The sequence below is a fragment of the Mesorhizobium sp. M0145 genome (assembly GCF_040322355.1).
In the GTDB taxonomy this organism is placed as follows: domain Bacteria; phylum Pseudomonadota; class Alphaproteobacteria; order Rhizobiales; family Rhizobiaceae; genus Mesorhizobium.
The window spans coordinates 714,988-730,831 of record NZ_JAMYTK010000001.1; the positions used below are offsets into that span (position 1 = coordinate 714,988).

At 63.5% G+C, this 15,844-nt stretch carries 15 protein-coding genes; 10 read left to right on the forward strand and 5 right to left on the reverse strand.

Features of this window, described 5'->3' with window-relative positions; genetic code table 11:
- Complete coding sequence (locus NKJ28_RS03575; protein WP_352634083.1) at positions 1-1,476, forward strand: FAD-dependent oxidoreductase; 1,476 nt, start codon at positions 1-3, stop codon at positions 1,474-1,476.
- Between the two features lie 24 nt (positions 1,477-1,500).
- On the opposite strand, the gene NKJ28_RS03580 is transcribed toward NKJ28_RS03575, so the two are convergent.
- A complete protein-coding gene (locus NKJ28_RS03580; RefSeq protein WP_352634085.1) occupies positions 1,501-1,971 on the reverse strand; it encodes a YbhB/YbcL family Raf kinase inhibitor-like protein in 471 nt (156 codons plus the stop codon).
- A gap of 49 nt (positions 1,972-2,020) precedes the next feature.
- Complete coding sequence (locus NKJ28_RS03585) at positions 2,021-2,458, reverse strand: DUF2267 domain-containing protein (protein WP_023677864.1); 438 nt, start codon at positions 2,456-2,458, stop codon at positions 2,021-2,023.
- Between the two features lie 265 nt (positions 2,459-2,723).
- On the opposite strand from NKJ28_RS03585, the gene NKJ28_RS03590 reads away from it, so the two are divergent.
- Entirely contained in the window at positions 2,724-3,203 is a 480-nt protein-coding gene (locus NKJ28_RS03590; protein ID WP_352634087.1) for an Hsp20/alpha crystallin family protein, read from the forward strand.
- Positions 3,204-3,291: 88 nt separating this feature from the next.
- Here NKJ28_RS03590 and NKJ28_RS03595 read toward each other — a convergent pair whose 3' ends face one another.
- Positions 3,292-3,720, reverse strand: a complete 429-nt coding sequence (locus tag NKJ28_RS03595) for a CBS domain-containing protein (protein WP_502898219.1) — start codon at positions 3,718-3,720, stop codon at positions 3,292-3,294.
- Between the two features lie 251 nt (positions 3,721-3,971).
- Between NKJ28_RS03595 and NKJ28_RS03600 the strand changes: the two genes are divergently transcribed.
- The 8 genes from NKJ28_RS03600 (at position 3,972) to NKJ28_RS03635 (ending at position 14,630) form a co-directional block, all read left to right on the forward strand.
- Positions 3,972-4,754 (forward strand): phosphoribosyltransferase, encoded by a 783-nt coding sequence (locus NKJ28_RS03600; RefSeq protein WP_352634091.1) that lies wholly within the window; start codon positions 3,972-3,974, stop codon positions 4,752-4,754.
- Positions 4,755-4,765: 11 nt separating this feature from the next.
- On the forward strand, positions 4,766-5,443 hold the full coding sequence (locus NKJ28_RS03605; RefSeq protein ID WP_352570616.1) for a dienelactone hydrolase family protein: 678 nt from the start codon (positions 4,766-4,768) through the stop codon (positions 5,441-5,443).
- A 122-nt stretch (positions 5,444-5,565) separates the two neighbouring features.
- Entirely contained in the window at positions 5,566-6,066 is a 501-nt protein-coding gene (locus NKJ28_RS03610; protein WP_352480832.1) for a DUF6496 domain-containing protein, read from the forward strand.
- A 376-nt stretch (positions 6,067-6,442) separates the two neighbouring features.
- The gene (locus tag NKJ28_RS03615) at positions 6,443-7,330 is read left to right on the forward strand and encodes an arginase family protein (RefSeq protein WP_352570617.1); all 888 of its coding nucleotides are present in this window, start codon (positions 6,443-6,445) and stop codon (positions 7,328-7,330) included.
- A gap of 190 nt (positions 7,331-7,520) precedes the next feature.
- A complete protein-coding gene (locus tag NKJ28_RS03620) occupies positions 7,521-10,052 on the forward strand; it encodes an NAD-dependent epimerase/dehydratase family protein (RefSeq protein WP_352570618.1) in 2,532 nt (843 codons plus the stop codon).
- 181 nt (positions 10,053-10,233) lie between these two features.
- Positions 10,234-11,262, forward strand: coding sequence for an ABC transporter substrate-binding protein (locus NKJ28_RS03625; protein WP_352570620.1), 1,029 nt, complete (start codon positions 10,234-10,236; stop codon positions 11,260-11,262).
- 3 nt (positions 11,263-11,265) lie between these two features.
- Entirely contained in the window at positions 11,266-13,554 is a 2,289-nt protein-coding gene (locus NKJ28_RS03630; protein ID WP_352574854.1) for an ABC transporter permease, read from the forward strand.
- Positions 13,554-14,630, forward strand: coding sequence for an ABC transporter ATP-binding protein (locus NKJ28_RS03635; RefSeq protein WP_352589796.1), 1,077 nt, complete (start codon positions 13,554-13,556; stop codon positions 14,628-14,630). The genes NKJ28_RS03630 and NKJ28_RS03635 overlap by 1 nt, the downstream gene beginning before the upstream one ends.
- On the opposite strand, the gene NKJ28_RS03640 is transcribed toward NKJ28_RS03635, so the two are convergent.
- Together NKJ28_RS03640 and NKJ28_RS03645 are read right to left on the reverse strand one after the other, a co-directional pair.
- Positions 14,620-15,414: an inositol monophosphatase family protein gene (locus NKJ28_RS03640; protein WP_352570624.1), complete on the reverse strand. Its 795-nt coding sequence runs from the start codon at positions 15,412-15,414 to the stop codon at positions 14,620-14,622. The genes NKJ28_RS03635 and NKJ28_RS03640 overlap by 11 nt on opposite strands.
- Positions 15,415-15,569: 155 nt before the next feature.
- Positions 15,570-15,716 carry an SDR family oxidoreductase gene (locus tag NKJ28_RS03645; protein WP_502896713.1) on the reverse strand — a complete coding sequence of 49 codons (147 nt, stop codon included), beginning with the start codon at positions 15,714-15,716 and terminating at the stop codon, positions 15,570-15,572.
- Between the last annotated feature and the right edge of the window lie 128 nt (positions 15,717-15,844).

Below are 15,844 nucleotides of genomic sequence, written 5' to 3' on the forward strand. Positions count from 1 at the left end.
ATGGCCACTCTCTTGGGAAAACCGGGGAGCTGTTGGGTGGCGACGGCCACCTCCACGAACTATCCCCAGCTCGAAGGTTTGGTCCGTGCGGACGCCGTTGTCGTGGGGGCTGGAATCGTCGGGCTGACGACGGCGCTTCGCCTTTGCGAGACGGGCCGGTCGGTGATCGTCTTGGAAGGCTTGCGGACAGGTGGCCAGGTGACCGGCCGCTCGACGGCCAAGATCACCACGCAGCATGCGCTGATCTATCGTCATCTCATTGACAGCGTAGGCCGGGACCTGGCGCGGACCTATGCCGATGCGAATTCCGCCGGCGCCCATCAAATCCGGGATTGGGTTAACAACTACGCTATCGCCTGCGATCTCGAGAGCAAGGACGCCTATAGCTACACCTGCGATGAAAGCCGGCGCGCGGAGGTCGCGGCCGAGGCGAAGGCAGCGCGCCAGGTCGGGCTGGAGGCCGAGGTCCTCGAACGCGTACCGCTGCCTTTCGAAACGGCCGCGGCATTACGGTTCCCCGACCAGGCGCAGTTCAATCCGGCGAGGTATCTGGTTGGCCTGGCGGAAGCGGTGACGGCCCGTGGCGGTGGGATCTTCGAAAACAGCCGCGCCACCTCGATCGACGAGGCAAGCCGCTGGCGCGTCGTCACAGATGGCGGCGCCGTTGATGCCGGGCACGTCGTCGTCGCCACCAACATGACGGTGAAGAGCCCCGTCGGCATAGCGAACCGGACGCAACCGCGCTGCCACACCGCCATGGCCTTTCGGATCGATGATCCCCTCCCTGTCGACGGCATGTTCATCGGCATCGACGACCCGACGCATTCCATTCGCACAGGCCGTGATGCCGAAGGTCCACTGCTGGTCGCGCTCGGCCCCAAGTTCAACACCGGCTGGGACGGCGACGTGGCGAGGCGGTTTGTCGAACTGGAAAAATGGGCAAGAAAGAACCTTCCGGTCGGCGATGTCGCCTGGCGCTGGTGCAACGAGGATTCTGATACGGCCGACAGGATCCCATATGCCGGCGAACCCGATCCCGCCAAGGCCGCCGGCTTCCACATTGCCACGGGTTTCAACGCCTGGGGCATCACCAACGGGACGGCCGTGGGCACGATGATCGCCGACCTGATCTGTGGCCGCCCGAGCCCTTGGCAAAAACTCTACGATCCGGCGCGGCCCTATCCCGAGGACTTCCACAAGAACGGCCGCAGTCAATCGATCGTCTCGAGCACCCACGACATTGCGCCTGGCATGGGTGGCGTGATCGTCAGGGGAGACGAAAAGATTGCGGCGTGGAGAGACACCGAAGGCGCACTCCAGGCGGTTTCGGCGATTTGCACCCACAAGGGCTGCACCGTAACCTGGAACAATGCGGACCACACCTGGGATTGTCCCTGCCACGGCTCGATCTTCGCCGCCGACGGTTCGGTCATCCACGGCCCTGCCCGAAAACCGCTTGCCCAGATTACATTGTGAAGGCGGCGACCGACACGGCCCGCGTCACGCCGGCCGTTCGTAGGTTCCGACCAACTCCGTCTCCTCCAATGCGTGTTTCTGGGCTTGCCTCCAGACCTGATGCACGCCCGCCTGTCCTGGTACGCTGAGGCTCGGCACATCGAGCGCGGCCAGCAGGAAGTGGTAATGATGGACGCCGTGCCCTGCAGGCGGCTGCGGACCATCGTAGTAGGCATTGCCGAAATCGTTGGTGCCTTGCCTGAGTGCCGACGGGCCGGGCTTGCCGTCTTCGGCCTCGGCGAGTCCGCCGGCATCCGGCGGGATGTTGAACACCGCCCAGTGCCCGAAAATCCCGCTTGGTGCATCGGGATCCCGCACGACAAGAACAAGGCTCTTGGTACCATCCGGGACACCGGACCACTTCAGCGGCGGCGAGACGTTCTGGCCGTCACGCGCATATTTTTCGGGAAGTCTTCCGCCTGCCCGGAACGCCGGGCTGATAAGGGTGAGTGGCATTGCTATTTCCCCAAGGAGGTTGCGACCGAGAAGCCCGCGCCTGCGCCGTTCACGCCGCTTGCTGAGCTTCGGCGACGCGTCTTATCTCGCCTGGCAGGGATTCCCAGACCTTGTGCATCTGTCCTTCTCCGACGTGATGGGCGAGCACCTTGGACACGACCCTGAATGCATCCTTGGAATCGACCGGACGGGTAAATTCCAGCTCCGCCTTGATCTTGGCCAGAAACTCGTCGAGCGACCGCATCTTCTCGGGAGCTTTGGAAGGCTGATATTGGTCATAGAAGGCACCGCGCACCAGGATCGGCAGCTGCGAGCCGAGGTGGGCTGCAAGATCCGGCTGCATACGGTCGCGCAGGGCGTGCAGCACCGCTCCGAGAACGTGCCAGGCGACCTGCCGATCCGGTCCAATCTCGTCCATGATCTCGTCGAGCCAGATGTTTGTGGTCTGCAGTGTCTTGTCGAATACGTCGAGTCCGGTGGCATTCATCGAAATCCTCCTTTCGTTCAAATCCGACTAGGTGATGTGACCAAACAGCCGTACCTGCCCGTTGTTCCCCGATGCGCATGTCCTGATGCGCATTTATTGTCGGAGGTCCCGTCATGAGGGAATTCGGGCCGGCTTTTTTGCCGCTGTTTTTCGACTACCTTTCTTGGCCGGCACCCGGAACATCCTCATGGGTGGACGAGTTTTGTTTGCCGTCGCCGATCACATGGCGACGAGTGATGCAGACACAAAAAACAGGAGAAGAACCATGGCACATCACGATTTTTCGCCCCGGACGCCATCGCGCAGCCTCTACCCATCCGCGCGCGACCCGCTCACGTCATTCCACCGGCAGATTGACCGCCTGTTCGACGACTTCTTCGCGCCGATGGCCGAAGCGACTACGGCCGGCGATCTTTGGCCGAGCGTCGACGTACATGAAACAGACCAAGCCTATAAGGTCACCGCCGAATTGCCGGGGCTCGAGCAGAAGGACGTTGAGCTCAAGCTGCGCGAAAACACCCTCTTTATTACGGGCGAGAAGCGTTCGGAGCACAAGGAAGGCGACGGCGGCCGCACCTACAGCGAACGCAGTTATGGCCGGTTTCAGCGGACCATCCCCCTGGAAGCGGAGATCGATGCCGACAAGGTGCAGGCCACTTTCAGGAACGGCGTTTTGGCTGTCGAGCTTCCGAAGAACCCCGCTGCAAAGGACAAGACACGCCGCATAGAAGTGAAAGCGCGATAGTTGCCAAACTGAAGGCTGCCTGAGCAGGCGGCGTTCAGCCCAGATGGAGAAGAACGGCGAGCACGGCGGCAGCCGCCCAGGCGAGCGTCTAGCGCCGGGGATCGTCCGTCGGCTCGGAAACGCCTTCGAGTGCGATCTTGGCGGCTTCCTCATCGGTCCGCCCGAGGTCGGCCAGGGCAATGACGCCGACGAGGCGCTTGTCGTGGTTGATCACCGGAAGGCGACGCACCTGATGCTTGGCCATGATCTTCGCCGCATCGGTGATTTCGGCGTCGTCGAAGCACCAATAGACATGCTCGGACATGACCTCGCGAACGGTCGTGTTGCCGGCTGAGCGCTCCTCGGCGACGCCGCGCATCACGATGTCGCGGTCCGTCACCATGCCGACCAGCCTGTCATTCTCGCCGACCGGAAGGGCGCCGAGATTGTCGGCCCGCATTTTCCGGGCGGCATCCCTGATTGTCGTGTTCGGGCCGACCAGTTCGGTCCGACGGCTCATGATCTCCTGAACTTGCATGGGATATTCCTTTCCCTGATTGCTGAGGCAACAAGTCGCCAGACGGGCCTGTTGCCACGCATCGCTAGATTGCCAGCTGGCCGGACGAGGCATGTACGGATCACTATCTTCCGATCTTCCCGATCCGCGCTGAGGCGCGTGCCGGTGCCGGCACCTCGCGATCGAAACTATTCTTGGAACGTCCAGGCAGCGAGCGAGTTCCAAAATGGTACCGGTGCCGCAGCCATCCCACGGAATGTGGCCGCAGGCTGGTGAAAAAAACATCCACCGGGAAAACAGATGCACGCGGATTGAAGGTCATGGCTATCATCTTTTCAGATCGCCGCGAGGCCGGGCGGCAACTCGCCGGGGAACTCGTTCGCTTTGCCGGCCGCGACGATGTGATCGTATTGGCGCTGCCCCGAGGCGGCGTGCCGGTCGGCTACGAGGTCGCGCAGGCACTCAAGGCACCGCTCGACGTCTTCGTCGTGCGCAAGCTCGGCGTCCCCGGTCACGAGGAACTGGCCATGGGGGCGATCGCGCCCTCAGGTGTACGTGTCCTGAACGACGAAATCGTCAACGGTCTCGCGATCCCGCCACATGTCATCGACGCGGTCGCTGCAAAGGAGGAAAAAGAGCTTCTGCGCCGCGAGCACCTCTATAGGGACGGGCGACCCCCACCGCAGTTGAATGGACGAACCATTATCCTCGTGGATGACGGGCTTGCGACCGGATCGACCATGCGGGCCGGGATCAAGGCGCTGCGAAAAAACCACGCCGCCCATATTGTCGCGGCCGTTCCCGTCGGTAGCCCCGACACTTGCGACGCGATGCGGGCGGACGCCGACGAGGTCGTTTGCGCGACGACACCAGAGCCATTGCTGGGTGTCGGGCGCTGGTACGTGGATTTCTCGCAGACGAGCGATGAAGAGGTCCGCGCGCTCCTCGCCAGGTCCGTGCCCAAGCCTGCGGCTTCCCACAAGCCTGCCGCTTGCGAAGAGGAATTGGCTGGGCGCGCGAGCGCGGGTCCGGCGCCTGGCACCAGATCGACATAGCGGAGGTGGATATGGACCGGGATAGCGAGCACGTCGTGCATGTTCCCGCGGGGCTTGTCACGCTTGAGGGCAATCTTTCGTTGCCCCCGGATGCTCGCGGCCTTGTGCTCTTCGCCCACGGCAGCGGAAGCAGCCGCCACAGCCCGCGCAACCGCCACGTGGCCGAAAGGCTGAACGAGGCGAACCTCGCCACCTTCCTCATCGACCTGTTGACGGCCGAAGAGGAGCGGATCGACCAGGTCACGGCCGAGTTGCGCTTCAATATCGGACTGCTCGCCGACCGGCTGGTCGGCGTCACGGATTGGCTCGGCGCCTCGCCGGACACGTCGGGGTTGCGTCTTGGCTATTTCGGCGCGAGCACGGGCGCCGGTGCCGCCCTGGTGGCGGCGGCCGAGCGGCCCGACCAGGCCGCGGCCGTAGTTTCGCGTGGTGGCCGGCCCGATCTTGCAGCGCTCGCCCTGCCGCGCGTCCGGGCGGCGACCTTGCTCGTCGTCGGAGGCGCGGACAAGCAGGTGATCGCGCTCAACCGCTCGGCGCTGGCGGCGCTCCACTGCGAGAAGGAGCTCGCCATCGTCCCTGGCGCGACGCACCTGTTCGAGGAGCCCGGCGCCCTGGACGAAGTCGCGGGTCTGGCGAGCCGATGGTTCTTGCGCCATCTGATTTCGGACAGATCGGCGTCGACGTCCTGACAGCTGGGGCTTGGATCATCAGTGCCGGGATCATTTGCGTCCTCAACGCGTTATGATCCTCATAAGACCGCGCGCAGCTGCAACCCGAATGGCTGTCGCAACCCGCATGTGGGAGAAAGACAATGCCGGACAAGAAAACCATCGAGAAGGCCCGAAAGGACAAGCGCGAGGGCAAATCGCCGAGCACACAGGCCGGCGAGTTCGTGCACGAGGAGATCGATAAAATCCGCCGCGGCGAGCACGGCGCGCGCTCGACCCAGCAGGCCATCGCCATCGGGCTTTCCGAGGCAAGACGCGCAGGCGTAGACCTGCCCCCGCCCAAAAAGGGCAAGGTGAAGGAGAGCACGCGCAAAAGCGCCGAATACGCCTATGAGGCCGGCCAGGGTGAACGCACGCCGAAACGCCGCCCGCGGGTCTCGAAAGCCGTCTCCAAGGTGCTCGAGCACGAGCCGAAGAGCACGGCGTCGCACGCGGCGCTGGCGCAGCAGGCGAAGCGTGCGGCCTCGCGCCGGACGGCTGAGGAGCGCTCGGCCGCCGCCAAGAAGGCCGCCGAGACGAAAGGCGCCAGCGGAAGGAAGGCGGCGGCGCAGAAGGCCGCCAGAACGCGCGCGCACCACGCATAGTTCAAAGACGGCAGTTCGCCTCCTGGAAATCCGATATGGCCCAAACGACCGGTATCGAGCTCTGCCCCGGCAGCGCGGGACAACGCCGCTGCCCAAGGCGAACCAGAGCCTGCATCCGCGGGACAACATCGACTTCGAAATCACCGCTGACGACACGGTGGCGCTGAACGAGCAATACTCGTCGCTCGCAATGCTGCCCGACGCGTGACACCGACCGGAGATACTCGGCGGCAAGGGCAGCGGGAGACCGGTCAGGAAAGCGCAGCCTGCTTCTTGAGCATGATGCGTATCGCCCATAACGCGGGGAACTCTGATCATGACCTCAACTGCCAGCACGACAATGCCGCGAGCCACCACGCAGACGAGACATATCGCTTTGCTCGGCGCGCCCTCTAATCTTGGGCTGATGCCGCAGGAGGGTGAGCCGGAGCCCGGCGTGTGGAAGGCGCCGGAGGCACTTCAATCGCTTGGTCTCGCCGACCGTTTGGGCGCCGGTCCGTTGCGCTCGGTTCGGGCTCCGCTTTATCGGCCTGAGGTGGATCCTGCGACGGGCGTGCGCAATGCCCAGGCCCTGCGCCAGTATTCCAAGACGCTTGCCGAAGCGGTCGACGAGGAGCTGAACTCGGGAGGGTTCCTGCTCATGCTCGGCGGCGATTGCAGTGTGTTGCTTGGCCCTGCGCTCGCGCTACGGCGTCGTGGCCGCTACGGCCTTATCTTCTTCGATGGGCACACCGATTTCAAATTGCCGGATACCTCGCCGTCAAAGGGAGCCGCGGGCATGGATTTGGCCTTCGTGACCGGCCATGGCCCGACGCTCCTGACCGATTTCGGCGAGCACACTCCTTTGGTCCGTGAGGCCGACGTAGTCGCGTTTGGCTATCGCGATGTGCAGGACCCCGCGACTTACACGTCCAAGGCCGTCTTCGACACCGATGTTCACCGGATGGATTTGGCTGAAGTGCGGCGGCGCGGCTTCGCCGATGCGGCACGCATAGCGCTTGACGCGGTCGCAGGGCAGGACGTCGAGGGTGTATTCGTTCACTTCGATGTCGACGTGCTGGACAGCGAGATCATGTCGGCTGTCGATTCGCCGGAGGCCGGCGGTGTCTTGCCCGACGAAGCTGTCGAAGCCCTTCGCACATGGTGCAACGATCCACGCGTGATTGGGATGGAGGTGACGATCTATGATCCCGACCGCGATCCGGATCGTCGCTGCGGCAAGCTGCTGATCGACATTCTGGTCGCTTCCCTTCGCGGCCGGTAGACCAATGGGAGTCCTGCACTTGTGCACGAACGCAATCCGCCGGCACGAATGGCCGTCGGTCTGACGGATCGCCGCGCGCACCCATTCTGTGGTGCTACCTCATCGGGAACCGTTCTCAACGAACATGGTTCCGAGTGTGCGACCGAAGCATTCGGCTTCTTCTACCCGGCTATCGCCAAGGAGATTCGCCATGACCGGCAAAACCCGTCCCACCGTCCTGATCACAGGCAGCAGCGGGTTTCTGGGCCAAGCCATCGCTCGCGGCTTGATGGAGCGCTACGACATCATCGGCCTTGATGTTGCCAGACGATCCTTGCCCGGCGTCGAGACGATCGAGATCGACCTTACCTCGGACGCGAGCGTGGCGAAGGCACTGGCCGAGGTGCGCGAGCGGAGCGGCGGCCGCGTTGCCTCGGTGATCCATCTCGCGGCTTATTACGACACGACCGGCGAGGATAATCCGAAATACGGCGCGGTGACCGTCGAGGGAACGCGCCGGCTGCTGAACGCGCTGAGAGGGCTCGAGACGGAGCAGTTCGTGTTTTCGAGCACGTTGCTGGTGCATGCGCCGAGCCCGGCAAAGGGCGCCAGGATCGACGAGCGATCGCCGATCGATCCGGCCTGGGCCTATCCGAGATCGAAGGCTGAGACCGAGACGCTGATCCTGAAAGAGCACGGCCACGTCAAGGTTGCGATCCTGCGACTGGCGGGCGTCTATGACGAGAATTGTCACGCGGCCTTTATCGCCCAGCAGATCGCCCGCATTTTCGAGCGCATGCCGACCGCCTATCTTTTCACCGGCGACATCACCACCGGCCAGCCCTACCTGCATCTGGACGATCTCGTCGACGCCGTGGTCCGCACCGTCGACCGGCGCAGCGCGCTTCCCAACGAGACCGTACTGCTGATCGGCGAAGAAGAGACGCCGTCCTACGACGAGATGCAGAAGCAGATCGGGCAGCTCCTGCACGGCGAGACCTGGCGGACCCTGTCCCTGCCGAAAGAGGTGACGAAGCTCGGCGCCTGGATGCAGGAGAAGGTTCTCGACCAGGAGACCGACATCAAGCCATGGATGATCGAGAACGCTGACGATCACTACGAGATCGACATCTCCCGCGCCAGGCGCCTGCTTGGCTGGAACCCGCGACACAGCCTGACCGCTACCTTGCCGGAAATGATCCGGCGGCTGAAGGCGGATCCTACCGACTGGTACAAGAAGAACAAGCTTGAACCGTCGGCGGTCGCCGCTTCCGCGCCCGAGCTCGACCAGGCCGCCGAACGGCTGCAGCGCCCGCTCGAGCGCTCGGACGACGAGGTCGAGGCGGAAACCGAACGCCACCGGGCCGCAACGCTCTGGGCGCCGCTGACCAACGTTGCGATCGGGCTGTGGCTCGTGGCGTCGCCCTTCACGCTCGGCCTGTTCGATCCCGCTTCAGCACCGATTCCGCCGGCGCTCGGACATGAGATCGCCTCGCCGGAGACGCGCGACGGCAGGCTCGGCATCAGTGAGATTGTATCCGGCCTCGCCATCCTGTCGCTGGCGCTTGTCGGCATGCGCCGGCGCTGGCACGGGCTGCAATGGATCACCGCCTCGATCGGGGTTTGGGTGATGTTCGCGCCGCTGCTGTTCTGGACCACCAGCGCCGGAGCCTACGCGACCGACACGTTGGCCGGCATGCTGATCGTCGCGTTCGCGGTGATGATCCCGCCGACGCCGGGTATCAGCCGGCGTGCCCTTGCCGCCGATGACGACCGCCCGCTCGGCTGGAGCTATTCGCCCTCCCTCTTCACCCAGCGCATTCCCATAATCGGCCTCGCCTTTGTCGGCCTGTTCGTCTCGCGCTATCTCGCTGCCTATCAGCTAGGGCACATCGACAGTCTTTGGGATCCGTTCTTCGGCCCGGGCGAAACGCCGGCCGGCAATGGCAGCGAGGCGGTGGTCACCTCCTGGGTCTCCAAGGGTTTTCCGATCGCCGATGCCGGGCTGGGCGCCTTTGCCTATGCGCTGGATATCCTCGCGGGCGCGATCGGCGATCGCCGCCGCTGGCGCACCATGCCGTGGATAGTGCTTTTGTTCGGTTTGTTGGTCGTTCCGCTCGGTGTGGTCAGCGTCGGCTTCATCATCATCCAGCCACCGCTCATCGGGGCGCTGTGCACGCTCTGCATCGTCCAGGCCGCCGTCACGGTCGTGCTCATCCCCTATTCGGTGGACGAGGTGCTGGCGAGCTGCCAGTATCTTTGGCGTGCGAAACAGGCGGGAGAGCCGTTCTGGCGCACATTCTGGTGCGGCGGCCCGGCGCTTTCGGAGGACCAGACGCCGACGCCGGATCTCGACCGGTCGCTATCGGCAGTGGCGCGGGACTTCATCACCGGCGGTGTGAACTTCCCGTGGACCCTTGTCGCCAGCACGCTCGCCGGCGCCCTGCTGATGATCACGCCGCTTGTCTTCGGCACAAGTCCGCCGCTCTACCTTAGCGATCATGTCACCGGTTGCCTCATCATCATGATCGCCGTTACTGCGATGGCCGAAGTGGCGCGCGCCGTCCGCTTTCTGAACATCGCGCTTGGAGCCTGGATTGCCCTCTCTCCGTTCATCCTCGCCGGCGGCGCGGCCGCGAGCCTCGCCAATCTGGCGATCGGAGCGCTGCTGGTCGGGCTCAGCCTGCCGCGCGGCACGCGCAGCGCTGCGCATTATGGCGGCTGGGACCGGGCCATCGTCTGAGGATGTTCAGCAGCGCTGGACGATCGGCCAGGTGACTGCAAAGATTGATCCGCATCAACCTGTCGAACATATCGAGCGGGAAGTCGGCGAAAGGCGCAAAGGCGGCCGTACCCTTCCAACTTGAATTTTCCGCGTATCTGGGTTTCATAAGTCGGCAAATAACTTAGGGAGGAATTTCAACATGATAAAAAGGGCAATTCTCGGCGCCGGCATCCTCGCCGCCGGTATGTGGGCCGCGTCGTCATCGGCGTCCGCCGAAAGCCTGACCATGTATTGCGGCGTTGACGAGGTCTGGTGCCAGCAGACGGCGCGGGCGTTCGAGGAGAAGACCGGCATCACCGTCAATATGACCCGCAAGAGCGCTGGCGAAATCTATGCGCAATTGCGCGCCGAGGCCGCCAACCCAAAGGCAGACATCTGGTGGGGCGGCACCGGCGATCCGCATCTGCAGGCAGCCGAGGAGGGCCTGACAGTGGAATACAAATCGCCGCTGCTCAACCAGTTGCAGCCCTGGGCGATCAAGCAGGCGGAAACGTCCGGCTACCGCACGGTCGGCATCTATTCGGGTGCGCTGGGCTTCGGCTACAACAAGGATTTGCTGGCCAAGAACAATCTGCCCGAACCGAAATGCTGGGCCGATCTGATCAAGCCCGAATACAAGGGGCACATCCAGGTCGCCAACCCCAATTCCTCGGGGACCGCATACAATATGCTGGCGACCATCGTTCAGCTGTTTGGTGAGGACAAGGGTTTCGAATACATGAAAGCCCTGCACAAGAACGTCAACCAGTACACCAAGTCGGGTTCGGCGCCGATCAAGGCCGCCGGTCTCGGCGAGACCACCATCGGCATCGTCTTCATCCACGACGCCGTGTCGCAGGTCGTCGCAGGTTTCCCGATCGTTCCGGTCACCCCTTGCGAGGGAACCGGCTACGAGATCGGCTCGGAATCGATCATCAAGGGGGCGCGGAACCTGGAGGCTGCGAAAAAATTCTACGACTGGGCGCTCGAGGCCGACGTCCAGTCCATGGCGCAAAAGGCGGGGTCGTTCCAGGTTCCGTCGAACAAGGCGGCAAAAACCTCCGACAAGGCGCCCGACCTCTCCACCATCAAGCTGATCGACTACGACTTCAAGAAGTACGGCTCGAGCGAAGAGCGGAAGCGGCTGCTGAAAAAATGGGACGAGGAGGTCGCATCGCTGCCGCAATAGCAGATGCGCTTCCGCGAAACCCGCTGGCCGATTGAACCGGTCGCCGTCCTTTGGATGGCGGTCGGATGGCTGGGGTTTGCCGTGCTGCCCTGGTACGGCATCGAGGACGGGTTCTTCGGCTTTTCCTGGCTGTTCGACGGTTACCCGTCCGACAGCGAATTCGCGCCGGCACTGGTTCTGGCCCTCAAGGGCGAGAAACTGTGGCTGGCGCCGCTCGGCCTGCTGCTGGTGGTGCCGCTGCTTCTGTGGGGCCGCACCAAATCCGATCCGGTTTTCAGCCGGCTGCTGATCATTGTCGGCGCCGCCGGATTTGGCTGGCTGTTGTTCCAGGGCTTCGCCATCGGGCTGCGCGGTTGGCAGTTCGGCTGGCTCACCAGCCTGTTCGGCGAACTTGGCGACCGCCAATTCGGCATGGGCTACGGCGCCTTGCTGGTCAGCGGTGCCTTTCTGTTCCTTTTCACCCTGGGTGTTGCCGCGCGCGGCGCCGTCTCTGGCGACGTCTTCGTCGTCGGCTCGATCGGCTTTGTCGTCGCCATGGTTGCCATTTTCATCTTCATGCCGATCCTGATGATGCTGGCCAATGCCATGCAGACCGACGACGGCGGCTACTCGCCTGTCGCGTTCCTGGCCAAGCTGTTCAGTTCGCGGCTGTGGAGCCTGGCTTGTCTTGCCGGCGGCAGCCGCTGCGGCGTGGCCTGGAATTCGCTGCTGCTGGCCGTGCTCGTCGGCCTGCTGACCATGTTTCTGGGGCTGGTGTTCGCGCTGGTCGTGACCCGTACCGGTTTCCGCCACGGCAAGCTGCTCCGCGCCCTGACCGTGTTGCCGATCATCACGCCGGCTTTCGTCATCGGCCTTGCCATCATCTTGTTGTTCGGACTGTCAGGGGCAGTGACGCAGAGCGTGGCCGGTCTCTTCGGTTTCCAGCCGACACGCTGGGTATATGGACTTCCCGGCCTGCTCATTGCCCAGGTTCTCGCCTTCACGCCGATCGCCTTCCTGGTGCTGATGGGCGTCGTCGAAGGCGTCAGCCCGTCCATGGAAGAGGCCTCCCAGACGCTCCGAGCCAGCCGCTGGCAGACCTTTTGGACCGTATCCCTGCCGCTGATGCGGCCGGGCCTTGCCAACGCCTTTCTGCTCGGCTTCATCGAGAGCATGGCCGATTTCGGCAATCCGCTGGTGCTGAGCGGCAATTACGACGTGCTGTCGACAGAAATCTTCTTTGCCATTGTCGGCGCGCAGAACGATGCGGCACTTGCCGCGATCCTGGCGCTGGTGCTGCTGGCCTTCACGCTCGGCGCCTTTTATGCGCAGCGCTTCTGGATCGGCAGGCGCTCTTACACCACCGTCACCGGCAAGGGCGACGCCGGCGTCCATCCGCGCTTGCCTGCCGGGCTGACATACGCGCTCTATGTCATCGCCGGACTGTGGACGGCATTCACCGTACTGGTCTACACGGTGATCTTCTATGGCAGCTTCGTCAAGCTGTGGGGGGTCGACCAGAGCCTGACACTGGAGCACTACCGGAAGGCGTTCTCCGTCGGCTGGAACGAATTCGGCATCCACTGGTCGGGCTCGGCATGGAGCTCCTTCTGGACGACCATGGAGATCGCGCTGATATCGGCGCCTCTGACGGCCGGGATCGGGCTTCTGACCGCCTATCTTCTGGTCCGCCAGAATTTCCGCGGCAAGAACGCCTTCGAATTTGCGACCATGCTCTCGTTCGCGATTCCGGGAACCGTCATCGGCGTCAGCTACATTATTGCCTTCAACGTGCCGCCGATCGAGCTGACCGGGACCGGCATCATCCTCGTACTGTCGTTCATCTTCCGCAACATGCCGGTGGGCGTGCGCGCCGGCGTCGCCTCGATGTCGCAGATCGACCGTAGCCTGGATGAATCCTCACTGACGCTTGGCGCCAACTCGTGGCAGACCTTCAGGCGCGTCATCCTGCCTTTGCTGAGATCGGCAATGCTGGCGGCGCTCGTCTATTCCTTCGTGCGCGCCATGACCGCGATCAGCGCCGTCATCTTTCTGGTCAGCGCGCGCTACGATCTCTCGACCAGCTACATCGTTGGACGTGTCGAGAACAATGAATACGGCATCGCCATCGCCTATTCGACGGTGCTGATCGTCGTCATGCTGATGGTAATTGGCTTGATGCAGCTGCTTGTCGGCAGCCGCAATATCGGCCGGCGCGGCATCCAGCAGGGCGACGGCGGCTGGAGCGTGCGCACCAATGTCAGCCTGCCCGGAACGGCCGGCGGCCCGACCACAATAGCAGGAGCCGGGTGATGGCCGAAATTCGCAGCAACGCCGCCTCGGTAACCTTCGACCATGTCACCAAGACATATCCGGGCGCCAGCATGCCGGCGGTCGACGACATCTCGCTTGCGATCGAAGCCGGCAAGCTGGTGACGCTTCTCGGGCCCTCCGGCTGCGGCAAGACGACGACGCTGCGCATGATCGCCGGCCTTGAAATGCCGTCCAGCGGCCGCATTCTGATAGGCGGCAAAGATGTCACCCGCCTGCCCGCCACCGACCGCGACGTGTCCATGGTTTTCCAGTCCTATGCACTGTTTCCGCACATGACGGTGATGGAAAACGTCTCCTATGGCTTGCGCTTCTCCGGCCATGACAAGAAGGAGGCTGCGTCTCGGGCCCGTGCCGGGCTGGAATTGGTCGGCCTGACCGGTTTCGAGGCGCGTCTGCCAAGCGAGCTGTCGGGTGGCCAGCAGCAGCGCGTGGCGGTGGCGCGCGCGCTGGTGCTCGAACCGCAAGTGCTGCTGTTCGACGAGCCGCTGTCAAATCTCGACGCCAAGCTGCGCCGGCACGTGCGCGAGGAAATCAGGGAAATCCAGATCAAGCTTGGGCTGACGGTGGTCTATGTCACACACGACCAGGAAGAGGCGCTGGCGGTTTCGGATCGTATCATCGTCATGAACAAAGCGGTGATCGCACAGGACGGCACGCCACGCGAACTCTACGACGCACCGGCCAACGCTTTCGTCGCCGACTTCATCGGCGAAGCCAATATCCTCGATTGCGAGGTGGTTTCGGTAGAAGGTGATGAAGCTGCCGTCCGGCTGGGTTCGCTGGCCTTGAAACTGCCGGCGCGAGGCCAGCTGGTCGGCCCGGCGAAGCTGGCCGTCCGTCCGAGCCGCATCGAGATCGGCCCTGCCGGTGCACCACGGACGATCGCGGGCAGGCTGGAAAAGGTCACCTATATCGGTAGCCATCTCGAGCTTGTCATCGCCACGCCGCACGGCCAGGTGTTTGCAATATCGCACAACATCGATGCGCCGTTTCAGGCAGGCGACAGCGTCGGCATCGGCTTTCCGGAGCGCGGACCGGTTCTGATCAAAGCTTGAAGGATTGCACGCAGAGCTGGCGGACCTGGGCGAACACACCGCTGCCGGCGCAAATCACCAGCGCGCCGTTTTCCAGAACCGTCTTTGGGTCGGGCTTGACGATCGTGCCGCCGGCTTCTTCCACCAGCAGCATGCCTGCCAGGCAGTCCCAGGCGTTCATATGCTCTTCGACATAGCCGAGCAGCCTGCCGGCGGCCGCATAGGCGAGCATCAACGCGCCGGATGCGTTACGGAAAAACACGCCGCCTTTTGAAAACAGCAAGCCGATGAGCGTTGCGACGTTTTGCATTTCGGCGCGGTTGGAAAAGCCGGTGCCCAACGAGCCGTCGGTCAGGCTGGTGGCCGCGCTTGCCCTGATCGGCTTGCCGTTGAGAAAAGCGCCGCCGCCCTTGCGGCAATGGAACGTTTCGCCGGTAGAGGGCTCGTGGATGACACCCACGACAGTGTCGCCGTCCTTGGCGCAGGCGATGACCACGCACCAGGCCGGGATGCCCCGCACGAAGTTCGCGGTGCCGTCGATCGGATCTATCACCCAGACATGCCCGCTCGATCCGGTGACCGAGGCATGCTCCTCGCCGACAATTCCATCGGTCGGGTAGGCGGCTTTCATTGCCGCACGGATGAACAGCTCGACCTCGCGGTCAGCCTGCGAGACCATGTCCTGATGACCTTTGCTCTCGATGGCGAGGCTGTCGAGGTCGCGAAAATACTTCAGGCCGAGCGCGCCGGCGCGCCGCGCGAGATCGATGGCGAACTGTTCGCGCGTTGCTGTGTCGGGTGTCATGATATCCTTGGGATGGCGAATGTGATCTGAGGAAAATACCCCAGCCAGAGAAGCTTAGCGGTGAAGATAAGAGTGTGCAAATGACGAGCCCTGCCTTTTGCGGGGCGGGCCCGAGGCCGACCGATCTTCCATGCGCCCGACAGCGACAGTCACGCTCATACGGGTCCGGTCATGTCGCCGTCGACATAGATCATCTGGCCGGTCATGAAGCTCGACGCGTCGGAAACCAGGAAGATCGCGGCACCGCCCAGTTCATCGACCTCGCCCACGTTGCCAGCGGCCGACCAATGCCGCGGCTCAATCCGGAAATTAAGGCGGTTTTACCGGCGAGGCCGAACAGGCCCGATAGGTCATCAATGCTTTGTTTCCCCAGAGATGCGGCCAGAGACAGGCGATCGAGGCCCCTGCCGGACATCGTAGGCGCGGACGA